The following is an 18,943-nucleotide window of genomic DNA, read 5'->3' as shown; positions in this document are numbered from 1 at the left end:
AAATGGGTTGAAAATAAATATATTAACTTAAAAAGACAACCTCCGGTCTTATTTCCCTCCCCTTCGGGGAGGGTTTGGGAGGGGATAAAATGAAAATAACACTAAATAGAGTAAACGAAAACTTCCACTTCGAATTAAAAAACGAACGTGGACACATAGTAAATGTAGATGCTAGACCTGATTTTGGAGGGAATGATATGGGGCCAAGCCCAATGGAATTAGTATTGATGGGAGTTGCAGGTTGCAGCGGAATTGACATGATTTCAATTTTAAAAAAACAACGTCAAGAAATTACCTCATTCAAAGCTAATGTTGAAGGCGAACGCATGCAAGTTGGTGATGCAAAACCATTCAAAGATATTTATGTGGTTTTTTACCTTGAAGGTACAATTAAAGAAGACAAAGCCACAAAAGCGGCCCAACTTTCTTTTGAAAAATATTGCTCAGTTGCCAAAACAGTAGAGCCAACGGCAACGATACATTATAAAGTGGTTTTAAATGGAGAAGAAATAGGTAAATAGTCAATTCCATCAACTTTAATTTTTTTAAACAATTACAATGAACGAACAAGAATTTGGTTTTGAAACCCAAGCCATACGCACCCAATTAGAAAGATCGCAATATCAAGAGCATTCTGTGCCTTTATATTTATCCTCCAGTTTTGTATTTGAAGATGCCGAAGATATGCGTGCTTCTTTTACGGAAGAAAAAGAACGCAATATTTACAGTCGTTTCAGCAACCCTAATACGACAGAATTTGTTGATAAAATCTGCATAATGGAAGGAGCAGAAGCTGGTTATGCTTTTGCAACGGGAATGGCGGCAATCTATTCTACTTTTGCTGCTTTGTTGAGTTCAGGGGATCATATTGTTTCTGCGGGAAGTGTATTTGGTTCGACTCATGCCTTGTTTATGACGTATTTCCCAAAATGGAAGATTGAAACTTCGTATTTTGACATCAATAAACCAGAAACCATCGAGAGTTTTATCAAGCCTAATACTAAAATTCTCTATGCGGAATCTCCAACGAATCCTGGTGTTGATGTGATTGATTTGGAATTGCTTGGTGCTATTGCCAAAAAGCACAATTTGATTTTAATAATCGACAACTGTTTTGCAACACCATATATTCAACAACCTATAAAATGGGGAGCGCATTTGGTTATCCATTCTGCTACAAAATTAATTGACGGACAAGGACGAGTTTTAGGCGGAGTTACCGTAGGAAGCGAAGATTTGATTCGTCAAATTTACTTGTTCTCCAGAAATACAGGACCGGCATTGTCACCTTTTAATGCTTGGGTATTGTCTAAAAGTTTAGAAACATTAGCCGTTCGTGTCGAAAGACACTGCGAAAATGCCTTAAAAGTTGCCGAATTTTTAGAAAATCATCCGAATGTTAACAGCGTGAAATATCCGTTTTTAAAATCGCATCCGAAGTATGAAATTGCTAAAAAACAAATGCTTTTGGGAGGCAACATTATTGCATTTGAAATCAAAGGCGGAATCGAAGCAGGACGACAATTTTTGAATAGAATAAAACTCTGTACGCTATCGGCAAACATTGGTGATACCAGAACTATTGTTACGCATCCAGCATCAACAACACACAGTAAATTGTCTGTTGAAGAAAAATTATCTGTTGGAATCACTGAAGGGTTGGTGCGAGTTTCTGTAGGTTTGGAAACCGTGAAAGATTTAATTGCAGATTTGGAGCAGGCACTTTCTTAAAGATTTTTGATTTAGATTATTTATTTTTGAGGGCAGAATTAAAATGCCTCAATAATCGTTAATCTTCATTTGTTATTTTTAAATCAAAAACTATATTTTTGTTGTAAAGCAAGGTGTTTTGATTTTTACATCAAAAAACTTTAATCGTCATTATATAATATTAAATCAAGTCATGCTCTCAAAGAAAACAAAATACGGAATCAAAGCACTGACCTTTTTGGCGCGCCAAGAAGATCTAACGCCCGTTGCTATTGCTGAAATTGCAAAAAGTGAAAACATTTCGATTAAGTTTTTAGAAAGTATTTTGTTGCTCCTGCGCCATTCGGGTTTTTTGGGTGCCAAAAAAGGAAAAGGGGGAGGGTATTATTTGATAAAGGACCCTAAAGACATTAATATGGCTAATGTGTACCGAATTCTGGAAGGTCCCATTGCGCTTTTGCCATGCGTAAGTCATAACTTTTATGAAAAATGTGAGGATTGTGTTGATGAGGTAAATTGTTCAGTCCATAAATTGATGACTGAAGTTCGCGACAACACTTTGATGATCCTAGAAAACAATTCCCTTGCTGACATCTCATTTAATCAATAAATTCAAAAATAAGTTTTGTAATTTATAAAAAAGTATTATTTTTGCACTTTAATCCACTATGCCGATAGGGTAATAGATTTTAAAACAAATAAAAAAAGCATTAGAAAAAATGAATAAAGAAGTAGTAATAAATGGTGATACAATAAAACAGAGGGTTACTTTTAAGGAACGTTTATGGGTAATAATTCCTGTTGTTTTGTTAGTTGGCCTAATCTCAATTCTAGCATACAATCACTATGCTGAATTTACTTGGGTTGGGTTTATTTCAGGATTCAATCGGGAATTTTTAATCTTTTTCTGTATTGGGATTTTTGCTCAATTGGTAGATGGAACTTTAGGTATGGGGTATGGTGCAACATCGACTTCTTTTTTATTGGCATACGGAGTGCCCCCAGTTATTAGTAGTACAGGGGTTCATGTTGCTGAAATGTTTACTACGGGCGCATCGGCAATTTCACATCATCGGTTTGGGAATATCAATAAAAAACTGGTAAAACACCTTTTGATTCCAGGAGTTTTGGGCTCAATTACAGGGGCATATTTACTTTCGGATGTGATTGATGGAGATGTGATTAAGCCTTTTATAGCAGTTTACATGATGGTATTGGCTTGTATTATTATCAAGAAAGCATTGGTGAAGAACATCGTAAAAAAGAAAACAAAAAGATTAGATCTTTTGGCTTCATTCGGTGGATTTATGGATGCTGTTGGCGGTGGCGGTTGGGGGCCAATTGTAACATCCACATTATTGGGACGCGGCAGAAATCCTCGTTACACTATTGGATCCGTAAATGCCGCAGAATTTGCCGTTTCTTTTGCAAGTGGAATTACATTCATGCTTTTTGGGGGAATACATGGCTGGCAAGTAATTATCGGTTTGATTTTGGGAGGAGTAATTGCGGCCCCACTAGGAGCTTATTTTGTCAATAAAATCAAAAGAAAACCGATGATGATAGCAGTTGGGATATTAATTATTATTTTGAGTTTAAGAACATTATCTAAATTATTATAATGAGCGCAGAAATAGTAAATACTTTATTAGAAAAAACAGCTACCTTTTCGATTGAAGAGACTTTGGCTTTTTTAGCTAATGAATACAAGGATAAAGTGGTTTTTTCGACTTCTTTTGGACAGGAAGATCAGGTGATTACGGCTTTAATTGCCAAAAATGATTTGCCAATTACCATTTTTACTTTGGATACTGGAAGATTATTTCAAGAAACGTATGATGTTTTTCATAAGACATTGAAAAAATATAAAATAGACATTAAAACCTATTTTCCGGAAGCTAGGTCTGTGGAAGAGTTATTAAATAAAAAAGGCCCAAACAGTTTCTACGAATCAGTTGAGAATAGAAAAGAATGTTGTTTTATTCGAAAAGTAGCGCCTTTGACTAAAGCATTAAAAGGAAATGAAATTTGGATTACCGGTTTACGTGCAGAACAATCAGAAAACAGAAATGATTTGGCTGTTTTTGAATATGATGCTCATTTTAATATTATCAAATTTAATCCATTATTGAAATGGACTTTGACCGAAGTACAAAAATATATTGATGATAATAATGTTCCACAAAACGCTTTACACAAAAAAGGGTTTGTAAGCATTGGTTGCGCTCCTTGTACAAGAGCTATAGCCGAAGGCGAAGACATCAGAGCGGGAAGATGGTCTTGGGAATCCAGTCATAAAGAATGTGGTTTGCACAGCCCCCTAGCCCCCGAAGGGGGAACTAAGTAGGGAAATAGAATTAAAAATAGAAATAAACGAAAGAAACTCCGTCCAGTCTTCCTCCCCTTTGGGGAGGGTCGGGGAGGGGAAAACATAAACAATATGAGCACAATATTAAAAACAAATGCTTTAGAAAGCGAAGCAATTTACATATTCAGGGAAGTAATTTCTCAATTTGATAAACCCGTTTTGCTTTTTTCAGGCGGTAAAGATTCAATCACATTGGTTAGATTAGCACAGAAAGCATTTTTCCCTGCCAAAATTCCTTTTCCATTGTTGCATGTAGATACAGGACATAACTTTCCTGAAACTATTGAATTTAGAGATAGATTGGTGGCTGAATTAGGATTGGAATTAATTGTTCGTAATGTACAAGATGCTATTGACGAAGGTAAAGTAGTAGAAGAAACGGGTAAATATTCAAGTAGAAACAGTTTACAAACAACAACACTTTTGGATGCTATCGAAGAATTTAAATTTGATGCTTGTATTGGGGGTGCTCGCAGAGACGAGGAAAAAGCAAGAGCAAAAGAACGTATTTTCTCTGTTCGTGATGATTTTGGTCAATGGGATGAAAAAAACCAACGTCCTGAGTTGTTTGATCTTTTGAATGGAAAAATTGAAAATGGTCAAAACGTACGTGTTTTTCCAATTTCGAACTGGACAGAATTAGATGTTTGGAGTTATATTGAACAAGAGCAAATCGAAATTCCCTCCATTTACTTTTCGCACAAACGTAAAGTATTCATAAGAGACGGAATGATTTGGTCACATTCTCCTTTTGTTTACCAAGAAGAAGACGAAGAAATTGAAGAAAGAATTGTTCGTTTTAGAACAGTTGGAGATATGAGCTGTACAGCTGCGGTAGATTCGTATGCGGCAACAATTGCGGAAGTAGTTGGGGAAATTCGTTCTTCTACCATTTCTGAAAGGGGAGCCAGAATCGATGACAAACGTTCTGAGGCTGCTATGGAAAAAAGAAAACAACAAGGGTATTTTTAGAATAATGATAAAAAACATTTTGCTGTTCTTTTTCCTTATTTTAAGTAATTTTATTTTATTTGCTCAAGCTGAGAAGAATGTAGATCATCAAAGCTTGGTTTGGACACGATATTACAATCTATTAGAATTAGATAAAAAATGGTCTATTCATTCGGAGTTTGATAACAGGATTTTTATAGAGCCGATTGCGCAAAATTTGTTTGTTGCGAGAGTTCAGGGAAAATATAAAATTACTGATTCCGTAGAGTTAGGTTCTGGTTTTGCTTATTTTTCGGTGGCAACTCAAAATCCTGATGTCGATTCAGGATTTAATAAACCCGAATATAGGGCGCTTCAAGACATAACATTGAAACGGAGTTTAGGGAAAATAAATCTGAATCACAGATGTCAAACAGAAGAACGATTTTTTCGAAATTTTGATAGTCAGGGGCTGAAAGGCGGAACCACATTTGCATTGCGATTTCGTTATAGGATACAAGGAGATTATGTTTTGTGGAAAAATGTAAAACAATCTCTAAAAGCAGTACTTGCAGACGAAATAATGTTTAATGCCGGAAGCGAAGTAATTAAAAACAAGTTTGATCAAAACAGAATTTATGTGGCTTTGCAATATTGTATTAATAAAATTTTCGCAATAGAGGCGGGTTACTTAAATAGTTACCAACAAAGAGTAAGTGGAGTAGATTATTATAATAGAGACATATTTAGAATAACTTTTTATCATAAAATAAAATTACACAGTTAGGAGTTAATTTTTAGGTTTTAGAAAATAAAAATAAATAAAGTTGATTTTAGAGTTTGAAAATCAACAACAAACAATCAAATAAATGGAAGTTTTAAAAATAGCGACAGCAGGAAGTGTAGATGACGGAAAAAGTACTTTAATCGGAAGATTATTGTACGATACACAATCGTTGACTACCGATAAATTAGAAGCAATAGAAAAAAGCAGCAAGCAAAAAGGATACGATTATTTAGATTTTTCTTTGGCTACTGATGGTTTGGTTGCCGAGAGAGAACAAGGAATAACGATTGATGTGGCTCATATTTATTTTTCGACTGCAAAGAAAAGTTACATTATTGCCGATACTCCGGGTCACGTAGAATATACGCGTAACATGGTTACCGGAGCTTCGACTTCACAAGTATCCATCATTTTGATTGATGCCCGTAAAGGAGTTATTGAGCAAACGTACCGTCACTTTTTTATCAATAATTTATTGAGAGTAAAAGATGTGATTGTTGCGGTAAACAAAATGGATTTAGTGAACTATTCGGAAGAAGTGTACAACAAAATCAAAGCTGATTTTCAAGCATTGAATGCAAAAAGTGCCTACAAAGAACAAAACGTAAGTTATATTCCGTTGAGTGCTTTAACAGGAGATAATGTGGTGGAAACATTAGGAAAAATGCCTTGGTATACTGGGCAAACTATCCTGCAACATTTGGAAGGGTTGGAATCAAAAGATGTTTACGATAATGGGCAAGCTCGTTTCCCGGTTCAAACTGTAATCCGACCAAAAACCGAGGAGTATCACGATTTTAGAGGATATGCCGGAAAATTATATGGAAACAATATCAAAGTGGGAGATGCTGTAACCGTACTTCCTTCCTTGACAGAATCGAAAGTGACTAATATTCACTTTTTTGATAAGCAATTTGACGAAGCTACGGCAGGTTCCTCAATCACGATTGAATTAGAAAATGATATTAATGTGACAAGAGGCGATATGATTGTAAAATCTAGCGAGCTTCCTAAAATTGAAAAAGACATTACGACAACCGTTTGTTGGATGGACAGTAAAAAATTAGTGGCAGGTGCAAAATATTTTGTACAGCACAACACCAATAGAGTTTTGGCCAAAATTGACAGTGTAAAAAACGTAATCGCAACCGATTATTCAGGAACAACGTCAGCGACTCAATTAGCTATAAATGAAATTGGAGAAGTAACTATTAAATTGAGCAAAGCCATTTATTTTGATGCTTACACGGATAATAAATCCAACGGAGCTTTCATCTTAATAGATGCTGCAACCAACACAACAGCAGGAGTTGGTTTTATAAAATAATTTTAGCTTTTGCTAGAAAATAAATAAGTTAAAAAGATATAGATTAACAGCTAAAAGCCCAAAGCCAATAGCTAAAAAGCTAAAAAAGATGCAAAGTTTTAGAACCGAAATAGAAGACCCGATTGTTCAAAAAGAGATTATCGATTTAGAGAAAAAAATTCATTCTTTCCGAAGTGGACAAATTGACGATGAGCGTTTTCGTAGTCTTCGTTTGGCACGTGGTATTTACGGTCAGCGTCAAGAAGGCGTGCAAATGATTCGTATTAAATTACCATACGGAAAAGTGACTAGCGAGCAATTAAAGAGAATTACTGAAGTATCTGATAAATATTCTACGGGACGTTTACACATTACTACCCGTCAGGATATTCAAATTCACTATGTGAGTTTAGATAGAACTCCTGAGCTTTGGTCTGAGTTGGCCAAAGATGATATCACTTTGAGAGAAGCCTGTGGAAACACAGTGCGTAATATCACAGGAAGTGAATTAGCTGGTGTAGATGTTGATGAGCCTTTTGATGTATCGCCTTATGCACACGGTTTATTTGAATATTTATTGCGTAACCCAATTTGTCAGGAAATGGGACGTAAGTTCAAAATTTCATTCTCCTCTTCTGATAAAGATACTGCGTTGAGTTATTTACACGATTTAGGATTTATTCCAAAAATTGTAAATGGCGAAAAAGGTTTCAAAATAATGTTTGCTGGTGGTTTAGGCTCTCAACCAAGTCACGCTGAATTGCTTTCAGAATTTGTACCGGTTAACCAAATTATCCCAACTGCCGAAGGTATAATTAGAGTTTTTGACCGTCACGGAGAAAGAGCAAAACGTTTGAAAGCACGTATGAAGTTTTTAATCAAAGACCTAGGGCGTGACGAGTTTTTGCGTTTGGTTGACGAAGAGAAAAAAGCTTTGCCGTTTCATACATACGAAATAGATACTACCGCTTTTGAAGGACCAATTGCTGAACCTTTGTTAGCTGTGCCATCAGTAACAATTGACGATGTAGATGCTTTTGAAGCTTGGAAAAAATCGAATGTGATTGCACAAAAACAAGCAGGATATGTAGCTATTGGCATTAAAGTACTTTTAGGAGATTTTTATACAGACAAAGCAAAATTATTAGCCGATTTGATTAAAAATTATGGCGCTAATGAATTGCGTTTTTCATTAAGACAAAACATCGTTTTACGTAATATTAAAGAAGAAAATCTAGCGTTTTTTTACCAAGAATTAGCCAAATTAGATTTTGTTGCTTTAGGATATGATACTATCGGAGATATCACGGCTTGTCCGGGAACGGATACCTGTAATTTAGGTATCGCAAGTAGTACTGGTATTGCAGATGAATTAGAAAGAGTATTAAAAACAGAATACCCACAATACAGCAACAATCAAGAAATCGCTATAAAAATTAGCGGTTGTATGAATGCCTGCGGACAACACAATATGTCCGAAATTGGTTTCCAGGGAATGTCTATCAATTCAGGAAAACTAGTTGCTCCAGCACTTCAGGTATTATTAGGTGGAGGAAATTTAGGAAATGGAGTAGGACGTTTTTCTGACAAAGTAATCAAAATTCCAAGTAGAAGAGGACCAGATGCATTGCGTTATATCTTAAATGATTTTGATGCCAATGGAAAAGGACAATCATTCTTGGATTATTACGATGCCAAAGGAGAGAAATATTTCTATGAATTTTTGAAACCATTAGCTGATTTGACTAATCTTACCGAAGCTGATTTTGTAGATTGGGGAAATGCCGATAACTACGTAAAAGCAGTTGGAGTAGGAGAATGTGCAGGAGTAGTTATTGATTTAGTGGCCACTTTGATATTTGAGGCTAAAGATAAATTGACTTTTGCGCAAGAAGCTTTTGAAGAAGGAAAATGGTCAGATGCTATTTATTTGACGTATGCCGGATTTGTAAACGGTGCTAAAGCATTATTGCTTGCTGAAAACCAAAAAACAAATCACCATGCAGGAATTATCGATTTGTTTGACACCGTTTTCATCGAAAGCGATAAAATCGAGTTGGATTCAACGTTCAAAGATTTAGTATATCAAATCAAAGCGAATGAACCTTCTGAAGCGTTTGCACAAAAATATATTCAAGAAGGAATCGCCTTCTTTCAAAATATAGAAAAATACAGAGCAAAAGATTTAGCAAAAGTATAGTGGAACGTAACGAATTATATCCAGTTTTTCTAAAACTACAAAACCTGAATGTGTTGATTGTAGGTGGAGGAAATGTGGCGTTGGAAAAATTATCTTTCCTATTAAAATCGAGCCCAAATGCTAATGTCGAGGTGGTGGCGCCAAATTTTTTACCAGAATTAGAAACTTTGGTACAAGAACATCCTTCCGTTACCTTGATTCAAAAAAAGTTCAAGAAAAAGATGCTTCGCAAACGCCACATGGTGATAGCGTGTACAGATGATTTGAAAGTCAATAAACGAGTGTTCGATTTGTCCCGAAAAAGATATCTGATTTGTAACATTGCAGATACGCCTGATTTATGTGATTATTATTTGGGTGGAATTGTAACCAAAGGAAACGTCAAAATAGCCATTTCAACAAACGGCAAATCGCCTACGACAGCCAAAAGATTACGGGAGTTTTTTGAAGAAGTTATTCCGGAGGATATCAATAAAATGGTCGAAAACCTGAACGAATATCGCAAAACGCTGAAAGGGAATTTTGAGGAAAAAGTCCAAAAAATGAACGAAATCACCGAAGCGTTAAAAAATAAAGAATAGATCAGCCACAATAAACGAATGATAATTATCATTTAAAGTAATAAAAAGCAATCGTTAATTTACAACAATATTTTCAAGCATAAATTTAGTAAAGAATAGAAAAATGATTAAAACAGACATACTTATAATAGGAGCCGGGCCAACTGGTTTATTTGCCGTTTTTGAGGCGGGATTATTAAAATTAAAATGCCATATTTTGGACGCATTGCCACAGGCAGGCGGACAACTATCCGAATTGTATCCTAAAAAACCAATCTATGATATTCCGGGATTTCCAGAAGTATTGGCGGGGGATTTGGTCGATAATTTAATGGAACAAATCAAGCAATTCGAACCTGGATTTACCCTTGGCGAACGTGCCGAAACCATAGAAAAACAAGAAGACGGGAGTTTTATTGTAGTGTCTAACGAAGGGACAAAATTCCATGCCTCGGTTGTGGCCATTGCAGGTGGATTGGGAAGTTTTGAACCTCGTAAACCACTTATTGAAGACATCGAATTTTATGAAAATAAAGGAATAAAATACTTCATCAAAAACCCTGAAAAATTCAGGAACAAAAGAGTCGTAATTGCAGGAGGTGGAGATTCTGCTTTAGATTGGAGTATTTTCCTTTCCAATGTAGCTTCAGAAGTGACTTTGATTCATAGAAGAAATGAATTTAGAGGCGCCTTGGATTCCGTAGAAAAAGTACAGGAATTGAAAAATTCCGGAAAAATAAAAATGATTACGCCTGCTGAAGTTATAGGATTAAACGGAGCGGAACATCTGGAATCGATTGATATTGAAGAAGACGGTGCGCACAGAACAATTCCTACAGATTACTTCATTCCGCTTTTTGGATTGACTCCAAAATTAGGTCCTATCGCCCATTGGGGATTGGATATCGAAAAAAATGCTATAAAAGTCAACAATGCCTTGGATTATCAAACCAACATTCCGGGAATTTTTGCCATAGGTGACGTAAATACCTACCCTGGAAAATTAAAATTGATTCTTTGTGGATTTCATGAAGCGACTTTAATGTGTCAGGCAGCCTACCAAATCATCAATCCGGGTAAAAAATATGTACTAAAATACACTACAGTTTCTGGTATCGACGGTTTTGACGGAACTCGAAAAGAGGCTCCAAAAGCCGTGGTAAAAGCAATAACGTAAAATACCTAATTTACAATCAATACCAAAATAGCCTTACTACTTGCAAGTGGTAAGGCTATTGCTTTACTTTGCAGTTCCAAAATAGTGAAATAATAAGGAGCGAAATATCAGGTATTTTCAGCCAATTTGGGTTCCTGCTGTCCGCTATATCCACGCAAAAAAGCGTGGGATGCCGCTCCCATCAGGGCTAAAGAGCCAAGAATGGTGTTTTTTTGGAAAAAACAAATAAATAAACAAAAGCTTTGCGCCTTAGCGTCTTAGCGGCAAAAATAAGATATGTCAAAAATTCAAGAAGCCATAAAAAACCGAATTCTCGTACTCGACGGAGCAATGGGAACCATGTTACAGCGTTACAATTTTTCCGAAGAAGATTTCAGGGGGGAACGTTTCAAAGATTTCCCCCATTCCTTAAAAGGGAATAATGATTTGTTGTCCATAACCCAGCCACAAGCGATAAAAGCAGTTCATGCTTTGTATTTTGAAGCGGGAGCCGATATTGTAGAAACCAATACGTTCTCGGGTACCACCATAGGAATGGCGGATTACCATCTCGAAGATATCGTTTATGAATTGAACTACCAATCGGCTAAAATAGCCCGTGAAGTAGCCGATGAATTCACCGCACGAAATCCAGACAAACCTCGTTTTGTTGCGGGTTCAATAGGCCCAACAAACCGTACGGCGAGTATGTCGCCAGATGTAAATGATCCGGGTTACAGAGCCGTAACTTTTGATGATTTACGCATTGCCTACAAACAACAGGTCGAAGCCTTGCTAGATGGTGGTGTAGATTTGCTTTTGGTAGAAACAATCTTTGATACGCTAAACGCAAAGGCGGCACTTTTTGCCATCGAAGAAGTCAAAGACGAACGCAAAATAGATATTCCAATCATGGTTTCCGGAACGATCACCGATGCCTCAGGAAGAACACTTTCGGGACAAACCGTGGAAGCGTTTTTGGTTTCCGTTTCGCACATTCCGTTGTTGAGTGTAGGATTCAATTGTGCTTTGGGGGCGGATTTGTTGAAGCCTTATTTACAAACCTTATCACAAAATACTTCATTCAATGTTTCGGCACATCCTAATGCAGGATTACCAAATGCCTTTGGGGAATACGATGAAACACCAGAGCAAATGCAGGCATTCATCAAAGAATATTTAGACGATAATTTAATTAATATCATAGGCGGTTGTTGCGGAACAACCCCAGGACATATCAAGCTGATTGCTGATATTGCAAAGGATTATAAACCACGTGTGTCAACAGCAACGATGTAAAACGTAGAGACGTGATTTATCGCGTCTGAGACAAATGAAATTATGCAAACTAAACGACTTTCAACTCTTTACCGAATAGGACTTATTCTTTTAGTCTTATTTGCAATTTATAAATTTGGACGTATTTTTTTTAATGGTGGTACTGACCCATTTGCAGAAACTTATGAGCTAAATGTATCAGAAGAAGAGGTAATTAAAGCAATTAATGCGTTAAAAAAGCAACAGCCGGATTTAATACCACCAGCTTATTTAAAAGACGTCATTAACATTGAAGGAGGACGAAATGACGCTTATAAATACATCGTATATTTCTATTTTAAAAAAGAGAATAAAGTACTACGTACTTGGACAAGATCTAACAAAAAAAATGGTACAACATTAGCTTTTGTAGAGGTTAATGACAATTTGAATTTAAAAAATTGGGAAGACGGAATGAATGGTTTTGGTTGGAAAACTATTAATGAAGACTATTGGTTTTGGGAAAACCGAAAATTAAAAAAACAATTTGAAGAAAGAATTGTCTCTAAAATAAAGATAATTTTAGAAGCAAAATAAAATAGTACCCCCAGCTCTTCAAAGTGTTCTTAAAAAAAATGAAAGTTCTTTAAAATACGGATGCTCTGCGAAGTCTCCCGACTTCGTAGCTATTCCAATGAGTAACAAACAGATGTCATAGAATAAATTGTTAAAGTTGGAATGGCATATAGGATTGGGTACGAAGTCGGGAGACTTCGCACAGCGTAAAAAAAAATATAAAATGCTCAAACTGTTTGAGGATTTTGGCAACAAATTCAGTTGGTTACAAATTGTAGTCAACTGAAATTTGATAAAAATAAAACCGTGAAGAATTGTCACGGTTTGAAATAATAAAGCAACAACGATGACCAAAGAATCCGCATTAAAACTATTCGAGCAAAAGCAAGTGCGTTCTGTATGGAATGATGACGAGGAGCAATGGTATTTTTCTATTGTGGATGTTATCGCTATATTGTCAAATCAAATAGACCATCAAGGAGCAAGAAACTATTGGAAAGTACTTAAAAGCCGACTTCTAAAAGAGGGAAATGAAACGGTTACAAATTGTAACCGGTTGAAACTTGTTGCCGAAGACGGCAAAATGAGATTGACCGATGTCGCTGATACCGAGCAACTTTTTAGATTAATCCAATCAGTACCATCGCCAAATGCGGAGCCATTTAAACTTTGGTTGGCTAAAGTAGGAAGCGAAAGACTAGACGAAATAGCCGATCCCGAAAAAGGAATTGACCGATTGATGGAAACCTATCTCAAAAAAGGATACTCCAAAGAATGGGTGAACCAACGACTGAAAAGCATAGAAGTTCGTAAAGACCTTACGGACGAATGGGAAATACGAGGAGTGAAGAAAGGACAAGAATATGCAATTCTTACAGATGAAATAACGAAGGCTTGGAGCGGACTTTCAGTTAAGGAATATAAAAATTTGAAGGATTTAAAAAAAGAAAATCTTCGGGATAATATGTCCAATTTAGAATTGGTTTTGAATATGTTAGCCGAGGCTACGACAACCGAAATAAGTAAAGAAAAAAAGCCGAAAACATTCCAGCAAAACAAAACCATTGCGAAACAAGGTGGAACTATTGCAGGAAACACCCGTAAAGAAATTGAAGAAAAAACGGGTAAAAAAATAGTCAGTTCCATAAGTGCAAAAAAACTTTTGGAATAAAACTTTTGAAGAATAAAAAATAGAATTCAGGATCTAAGCTAGTTAGGGACTTAGTAACTCAAAACAAAAATGTCACAAGAAGAAACGAGAAGAAACCTTGTATTATCGGGATTAGAACCCTTAATCATTACGCCAAACAGCGTATTTGTAAACATTGGGGAACGAACGAATGTAACGGGTTCCAGAAAATTCCTTCGATTAATCAAGGAAGAAAAATACGAAGAAGCATTAAGCATTGCCAAAGAGCAAGTAGAAGGCGGCGCACAAATCATCGATATTAATATGGATGAAGGAATGTTGGACGGTGAATATGCCATGACAAAATTCCTGAATTTGATTGCAGCCGAACCCGATATTTCCAGAGTTCCAATCATGATTGACAGCTCAAAATGGGATATTATTGAGGCAGGATTGAAAGTGGTGCAGGGAAAGAGTGTCGTAAATTCCATTTCATTAAAAGAAGGCGAAGAAAACTTTATTAAATATGCCAAACTCATCAAACGATATGGAGCAGCTGTAATTGTTATGGCTTTTGATGAGGTAGGTCAGGCCGATAATTACGAACGTAGAGTAGAAATTTGCCAACGTTCGTATGATATTTTGGTCAACAAAGTTGGTTTTGCGCCACAGGATATTATTTTTGATTTGAATATATTTCCTGTTGCCACAGGAATGGAGGAACACCGCCTAAACGCTTTGGATTTCTTTAGAGGGACAAAATGGGTTCGGGAAAATTTGCCACACGCACACATAAGCGGTGGGGTGAGTAACGTTTCGTTTTCTTTTAGAGGGAATGATACCGTTCGTGAAGCGATGCACTCGGTTTTCTTGTACCACGCCATTCAACACGGAATGACGATGGGAATTGTGAATCCGGAAATGCTTTCGATTTACGACGAAATCCCTAAAGATTTATTAGAACATGTTGAAGATGTAATTCTAAATAGACGCGATGATGCCACCGAAAGGCTGTTGGATTTTGCCGAGAATGTAAAAGGCGATGTAAAGAGCAACGAAAAAGCAGTACAAGAATGGCGTTCGGGAACAGTTCAAGAACGGATTACGCACTCACTTGTAAAAGGAGTCGATGCCTTTATAGAAATTGATGTCGAAGAAGCCCGATTAGCAGCTACAAAACCAATCGAAGTTATCGAAATTAACCTGATGACAGGGATGAACGTTGTTGGAGATTTATTTGGTTCGGGTAAAATGTTTTTGCCACAGGTGGTAAAATCGGCTCGTGTAATGAAAAAAGCGGTGGCCTATTTATTACCGTTTATCGAAGCAAGTAAACAAGCTGGAGACAAACAAGGGAATGGAAAAATTTTGATGGCAACCGTAAAAGGAGATGTGCACGATATTGGTAAAAATATTGTAAGCGTGGTACTTGCGTGTAATAATTATGAGATTGTAGATTTGGGTGTAATGGTGCCTCCTGAAAAAATTATTGCCGCAGCCATTGAGCACAACGTAGATATTATAGGGCTAAGCGGATTGATTACGCCATCACTGGACGAAATGGTTTATCTCGCCAAGGAACTGGATAAAAGAGGAATGAAAATCCCTGTGATGATTGGTGGCGCAACGACTTCTCGTGCCCATACTGCCGTGAAAATTGCGCCTCAATATAGAGAAACTGTGATTCATGTAAATGATGCTTCGAGGGCGGTTACGGTCGCGGGAAGTTTGTTGAACAGTGATAAAAAATTATACGCGAGTACGATTCGCGAGGAATATGACGCATTCCGTGAAACGTTTTTGAATCGCTCCCGTGATAAAAATTTCTTGACCATTGAGCAAGCTCGAAAAAATAAATTACAATTGGATTGGGAGAATTTTACTCCTGTAAAACCAAATGTAATTGGAGAACAGACTATCGAAGTAGATTTGGATGTTTTGGTTCCGTATATCGATTGGACACCATTTTTCAGAACGTGGGAATTGTTCGGAAAATATCCAGTAATTTTGACCGATGCAGTTGTGGGCGAGCAAGCGACTTCCGTTTTTGCGGATGCGCAGGAAATGTTGGAAATAATTTTGAAAGAAAAAAAACTTACCGCTAAAGGGATTTACGGGATTTTTCCAGCCAATCAAATCAATGATGATGATATCGAATTGCGTGATGCCAGCGGAAAAGTGTTGGAGAAATTCTTAACTTTGCGTCAGCAATCGCAAAAAACAAAAGGGGCGCCAAACATCGCTTTAGCGGATTTTATTGCGCCAAAAGACAGTGGAAAAACAGATTATATGGGAGCATTTTGTGTAACCACCGGTTTTGGCGTGGATGAATGGGCTGCTGAATTCGAAAAAGACTTAGACGATTATAATTCGATTATGGTGAAAGCATTAGCGGATCGTTTTGCGGAGGCTTTTGCAGAATATTTGCACGAAAAAATCCGGAAGAAAATTTGGGGATATGCAGCCGATGAGGTTTTAAGCACTGAAGCTCTAATCGAAGAAACGTACAAAGGAATTCGTCCAGCTCCAGGTTATCCGGCTTGTCCAGACCATTTAGAAAAACCAACAATTTGGAAATTATTAAATGTAGAACAAGAAATTGGGGTAACTTTGACCGAAAGTATGGCGATGTGGCCGGCTTCTTCGGTATCGGGATATTATTTTGGAAATCCGGAAAGCAAGTATTTTGGGCTCGGAAAAATAAAAGAAGACCAAGTCATTGATTACGCCAAACGAAGAAGTATTCCAACCGAAGTAGCCATGAAATGGTTGAATCCTAATATCGCAGATTAAAAAACAGTCATAAAGTCGAAAGTCATAAAGTCAATAAAGGACTTGGCTTTCTGACTTTCGACTTTCAAACTTTAAGACATAACAATGAAAGTAACAGAACATATAGAAAACGCACAGGGAAAAACATTGTTTTCCTTCGAAATTATTCCGCCACAAAAAGGAAAAAGTATTCAGGAATTGTATGATAATATCGATCCGTTGATGGAGTTCAAGCCACCATTTATTGATGTGACCACTTCTCGCGAGGAGTACATCTATGTGGATAAAGGAAATGGTTTATTAGAAAAAAAACTGACCAGAATGCGCCCCGGAACTTTAGGGATTTGTGCGTCCATAAAACATAAATACAATGTAGATACCGTTCCTCACGTGCTTTGCGGTGGTTTTACTAAAGAAGAAACGGAGTATTTATTGGTAGATTGTCACTATCTGGGAATTGATAACGTGATGGCTTTGCGTGGTGATGCCATGAAAGACGAACAGTCTTTTATTCCAAAAGAAGGGGGGAATGATTTTGCGACCGATTTAGTGCATCAAATCAATCAATTGAATCAAGGGAAATACTTACATAACGTTATGGATATCGATAACAAAGCCAATTTTTGTATTGGAGTTGCGGGTTATCCAGAAAAACATTTAGAATCACCCTCTTTACAATCGGATTTAAAAAGACTGAAAGAAAAGGTCGATTCAGGTGCGGATTATGTCGTTACCCAAATGTTTTTTGACAATGCCAAATACTTTGAATTTGTTGCTAAAGCCAGAGAAATAGGAATCACAGTACCTATTATTCCAGGAATAAAACCTATTGCAGTCAAAAGACATTTACAAATATTGCCTCAAATTTTCCGAATCGATTTGCCTGAAGACTTAATTAATGCTATCGAAAAATGCAAAACTTCTGCCGATGTAAGGCAAGTGGGTGTGGAGTGGTCAATTCAACAATCATTAGAGTTGAAAAATGCAGGTGTTCCCGTATTGCATTATTACTCTATGGGTAAATCCGAAAACATTAGACAGATAGCGAAAGCCATATTCTAAAAAGGAATATATTTGTCTTTTGATATTTTAAATGAGAGTATTTTTTTTGGTATTTCTGGTGTTTGCAACATCTGTAATTTTTGCTCAAGAATTTGAGGATACAAATGCTATTGATGTCAGTTTTTTAAAAGGGAATGTGCTCGCTCATTCGCCCGACATGTACCAATTGGTAACCGGACATCCTGATGGGGTATTGGTAAGTTTTTCAAAACACACGCACGGAAAAGAACAGTGGCAATCTATTTATAATTATCCGGATTACGGTGGTTATTTCTTATTTCAGGACTTCAAAAATGAAATTTTAGGAAAAAACTATGCTATTGGTGCTTTCTATAATTTCTATTTTTTGAATAGGAATCTGTCGTTAAAAATAGCGCAGGGAATTGCTATGACCACAAACCCATACCATAAAGTAACTAATAGTAAGAATAAAGCATTCGGTTCAAAATTAATGGGCAATATTGATTTTGTTCTAAATTATAAAAAGGAAAATATTATTGATAAAATGGGTATTCAAGCCGGACTAGTATTTACTCATTTTTCTAACGGAAGGATAAAATCCCCAAATAGCGGAATAAATACGTATGGTTTTAACCTAGGAATCAATTACAATTTTGATGCTGTTCCAAACAAAAAATCAGACACCGTTTCTTTGGGATTGAAATATACAGAGCCCATAAGGTACAATGTGGTACTTCGCACAGGTGTTAACGAAAGTCCAGTCATAGAAAGTGGACAAAAACCATTTTATCATCTTAGTTTCTATGCCGACAAAAGAATAAACAGAAAAAGCGCTTTACAAGCAGGGACTGAATTGTTTTTAACCACTTCTTTTAAAGAATACATTCGTTTTCGTGCCATTTCGTTCCCTGAAGACCATGTGGATATTAATACGGATTATAAAAGAGTAGGGCTTTTTATCGGTCATGAATTGTTCATCAATAGGATTTCTTTAGAGGCACAATTGGGGTATTACGTGTATAGGCCATTTAAAGAAGATGCTCCTATTTATGACAGAGTTGGGATGAAATATTACATTTCAAACCAAATTTTCACAGGGCTTTCTTTAAAAACACATGGTTTTTTAGCAGAATCTATGGAATTGGTAATGGGCATTCGATTCTAAATTT

17 protein-coding genes are annotated in these 18,943 nt (G+C 36.5%); all 17 read left to right on the top strand.

Features of this window, described 5'->3' with window-relative positions; genetic code table 11:
- Positions 1–89: 89 nt before the first annotated feature.
- The 17 genes from DB895_RS03240 (at position 90) to DB895_RS03160 (ending at position 18,939) form a co-directional block, all read left to right on the top strand.
- Positions 90–521, top strand: coding sequence for an OsmC family protein (locus tag DB895_RS03240; protein WP_116723924.1), 432 nt, complete (start codon positions 90–92; stop codon positions 519–521).
- 37 nt (positions 522–558) lie between these two features.
- On the top strand, positions 559–1,731 hold the full coding sequence (locus DB895_RS03235) for a trans-sulfuration enzyme family protein (RefSeq protein WP_116723923.1): 1,173 nt from the start codon (positions 559–561) through the stop codon (positions 1,729–1,731).
- 172 nt (positions 1,732–1,903) lie between these two features.
- Positions 1,904–2,320, top strand: coding sequence for an RrF2 family transcriptional regulator (locus DB895_RS03230; protein ID WP_116723922.1), 417 nt, complete (start codon positions 1,904–1,906; stop codon positions 2,318–2,320).
- 109 nt (positions 2,321–2,429) lie between these two features.
- Positions 2,430–3,332 (top strand): sulfite exporter TauE/SafE family protein, encoded by a 903-nt coding sequence (locus tag DB895_RS03225; RefSeq protein WP_116723921.1) that lies wholly within the window; start codon positions 2,430–2,432, stop codon positions 3,330–3,332.
- Positions 3,332–4,057, top strand: a complete 726-nt coding sequence (locus DB895_RS03220) for a phosphoadenylyl-sulfate reductase (protein WP_116723920.1) — start codon at positions 3,332–3,334, stop codon at positions 4,055–4,057. Before DB895_RS03225 ends, DB895_RS03220 begins: the two co-directional genes overlap by 1 nt.
- A gap of 93 nt (positions 4,058–4,150) precedes the next feature.
- Positions 4,151–5,050 carry a sulfate adenylyltransferase subunit CysD gene (cysD, locus tag DB895_RS03215; RefSeq protein WP_116723919.1) on the top strand — a complete coding sequence of 300 codons (900 nt, stop codon included), beginning with the start codon at positions 4,151–4,153 and terminating at the stop codon, positions 5,048–5,050.
- Between the two features lie 4 nt (positions 5,051–5,054).
- Positions 5,055–5,795 (top strand): DUF2490 domain-containing protein, encoded by a 741-nt coding sequence (locus tag DB895_RS03210; RefSeq protein WP_116723918.1) that lies wholly within the window; start codon positions 5,055–5,057, stop codon positions 5,793–5,795.
- Positions 5,796–5,877: 82 nt separating this feature from the next.
- A complete protein-coding gene (locus DB895_RS03205) occupies positions 5,878–7,122 on the top strand; it encodes a sulfate adenylyltransferase subunit 1 (protein WP_116723917.1) in 1,245 nt (414 codons plus the stop codon).
- Positions 7,123–7,210: 88 nt separating this feature from the next.
- Positions 7,211–9,301 carry a HEPN domain-containing protein gene (locus DB895_RS03200; RefSeq protein ID WP_116723916.1) on the top strand — a complete coding sequence of 697 codons (2,091 nt, stop codon included), beginning with the start codon at positions 7,211–7,213 and terminating at the stop codon, positions 9,299–9,301.
- Positions 9,301–9,882 (top strand): precorrin-2 dehydrogenase/sirohydrochlorin ferrochelatase family protein, encoded by a 582-nt coding sequence (locus tag DB895_RS03195; protein WP_116723915.1) that lies wholly within the window; start codon positions 9,301–9,303, stop codon positions 9,880–9,882. Before DB895_RS03200 ends, DB895_RS03195 begins: the two co-directional genes overlap by 1 nt.
- A gap of 103 nt (positions 9,883–9,985) precedes the next feature.
- Positions 9,986–11,038, top strand: a complete 1,053-nt coding sequence (locus tag DB895_RS03190; protein ID WP_116723914.1) for an NAD(P)/FAD-dependent oxidoreductase — start codon at positions 9,986–9,988, stop codon at positions 11,036–11,038.
- A gap of 276 nt (positions 11,039–11,314) precedes the next feature.
- On the top strand, positions 11,315–12,316 hold the full coding sequence (locus tag DB895_RS03185) for a homocysteine S-methyltransferase family protein (RefSeq protein WP_116723913.1): 1,002 nt from the start codon (positions 11,315–11,317) through the stop codon (positions 12,314–12,316).
- 42 nt (positions 12,317–12,358) lie between these two features.
- Complete coding sequence (locus tag DB895_RS03180) at positions 12,359–12,871, top strand: hypothetical protein (protein WP_116723912.1); 513 nt, start codon at positions 12,359–12,361, stop codon at positions 12,869–12,871.
- 325 nt (positions 12,872–13,196) lie between these two features.
- Positions 13,197–14,021 (top strand): BRO-N domain-containing protein, encoded by an 825-nt coding sequence (locus DB895_RS03175; RefSeq protein ID WP_116723911.1) that lies wholly within the window; start codon positions 13,197–13,199, stop codon positions 14,019–14,021.
- Positions 14,022–14,090: 69 nt separating this feature from the next.
- Positions 14,091–16,772, top strand: coding sequence for a methionine synthase (gene metH / locus DB895_RS03170; RefSeq protein WP_116723910.1), 2,682 nt, complete (start codon positions 14,091–14,093; stop codon positions 16,770–16,772).
- 84 nt (positions 16,773–16,856) lie between these two features.
- The gene (gene metF / locus DB895_RS03165) at positions 16,857–17,813 is read left to right on the top strand and encodes a methylenetetrahydrofolate reductase [NAD(P)H] (RefSeq protein WP_116723909.1); all 957 of its coding nucleotides are present in this window, start codon (positions 16,857–16,859) and stop codon (positions 17,811–17,813) included.
- 31 nt (positions 17,814–17,844) lie between these two features.
- Positions 17,845–18,939 carry an acyloxyacyl hydrolase gene (locus tag DB895_RS03160; protein ID WP_116723908.1) on the top strand — a complete coding sequence of 365 codons (1,095 nt, stop codon included), beginning with the start codon at positions 17,845–17,847 and terminating at the stop codon, positions 18,937–18,939.
- The last annotated feature ends 4 nt before the right edge of the window (positions 18,940–18,943 follow it).

The organism is Flavobacterium psychrotolerans (assembly GCF_003097635.1).
GTDB lineage: Bacteria > Bacteroidota > Bacteroidia > Flavobacteriales > Flavobacteriaceae > Flavobacterium > Flavobacterium psychrotolerans.
This window is presented reverse-complemented; position numbering and strand designations above follow the sequence as displayed.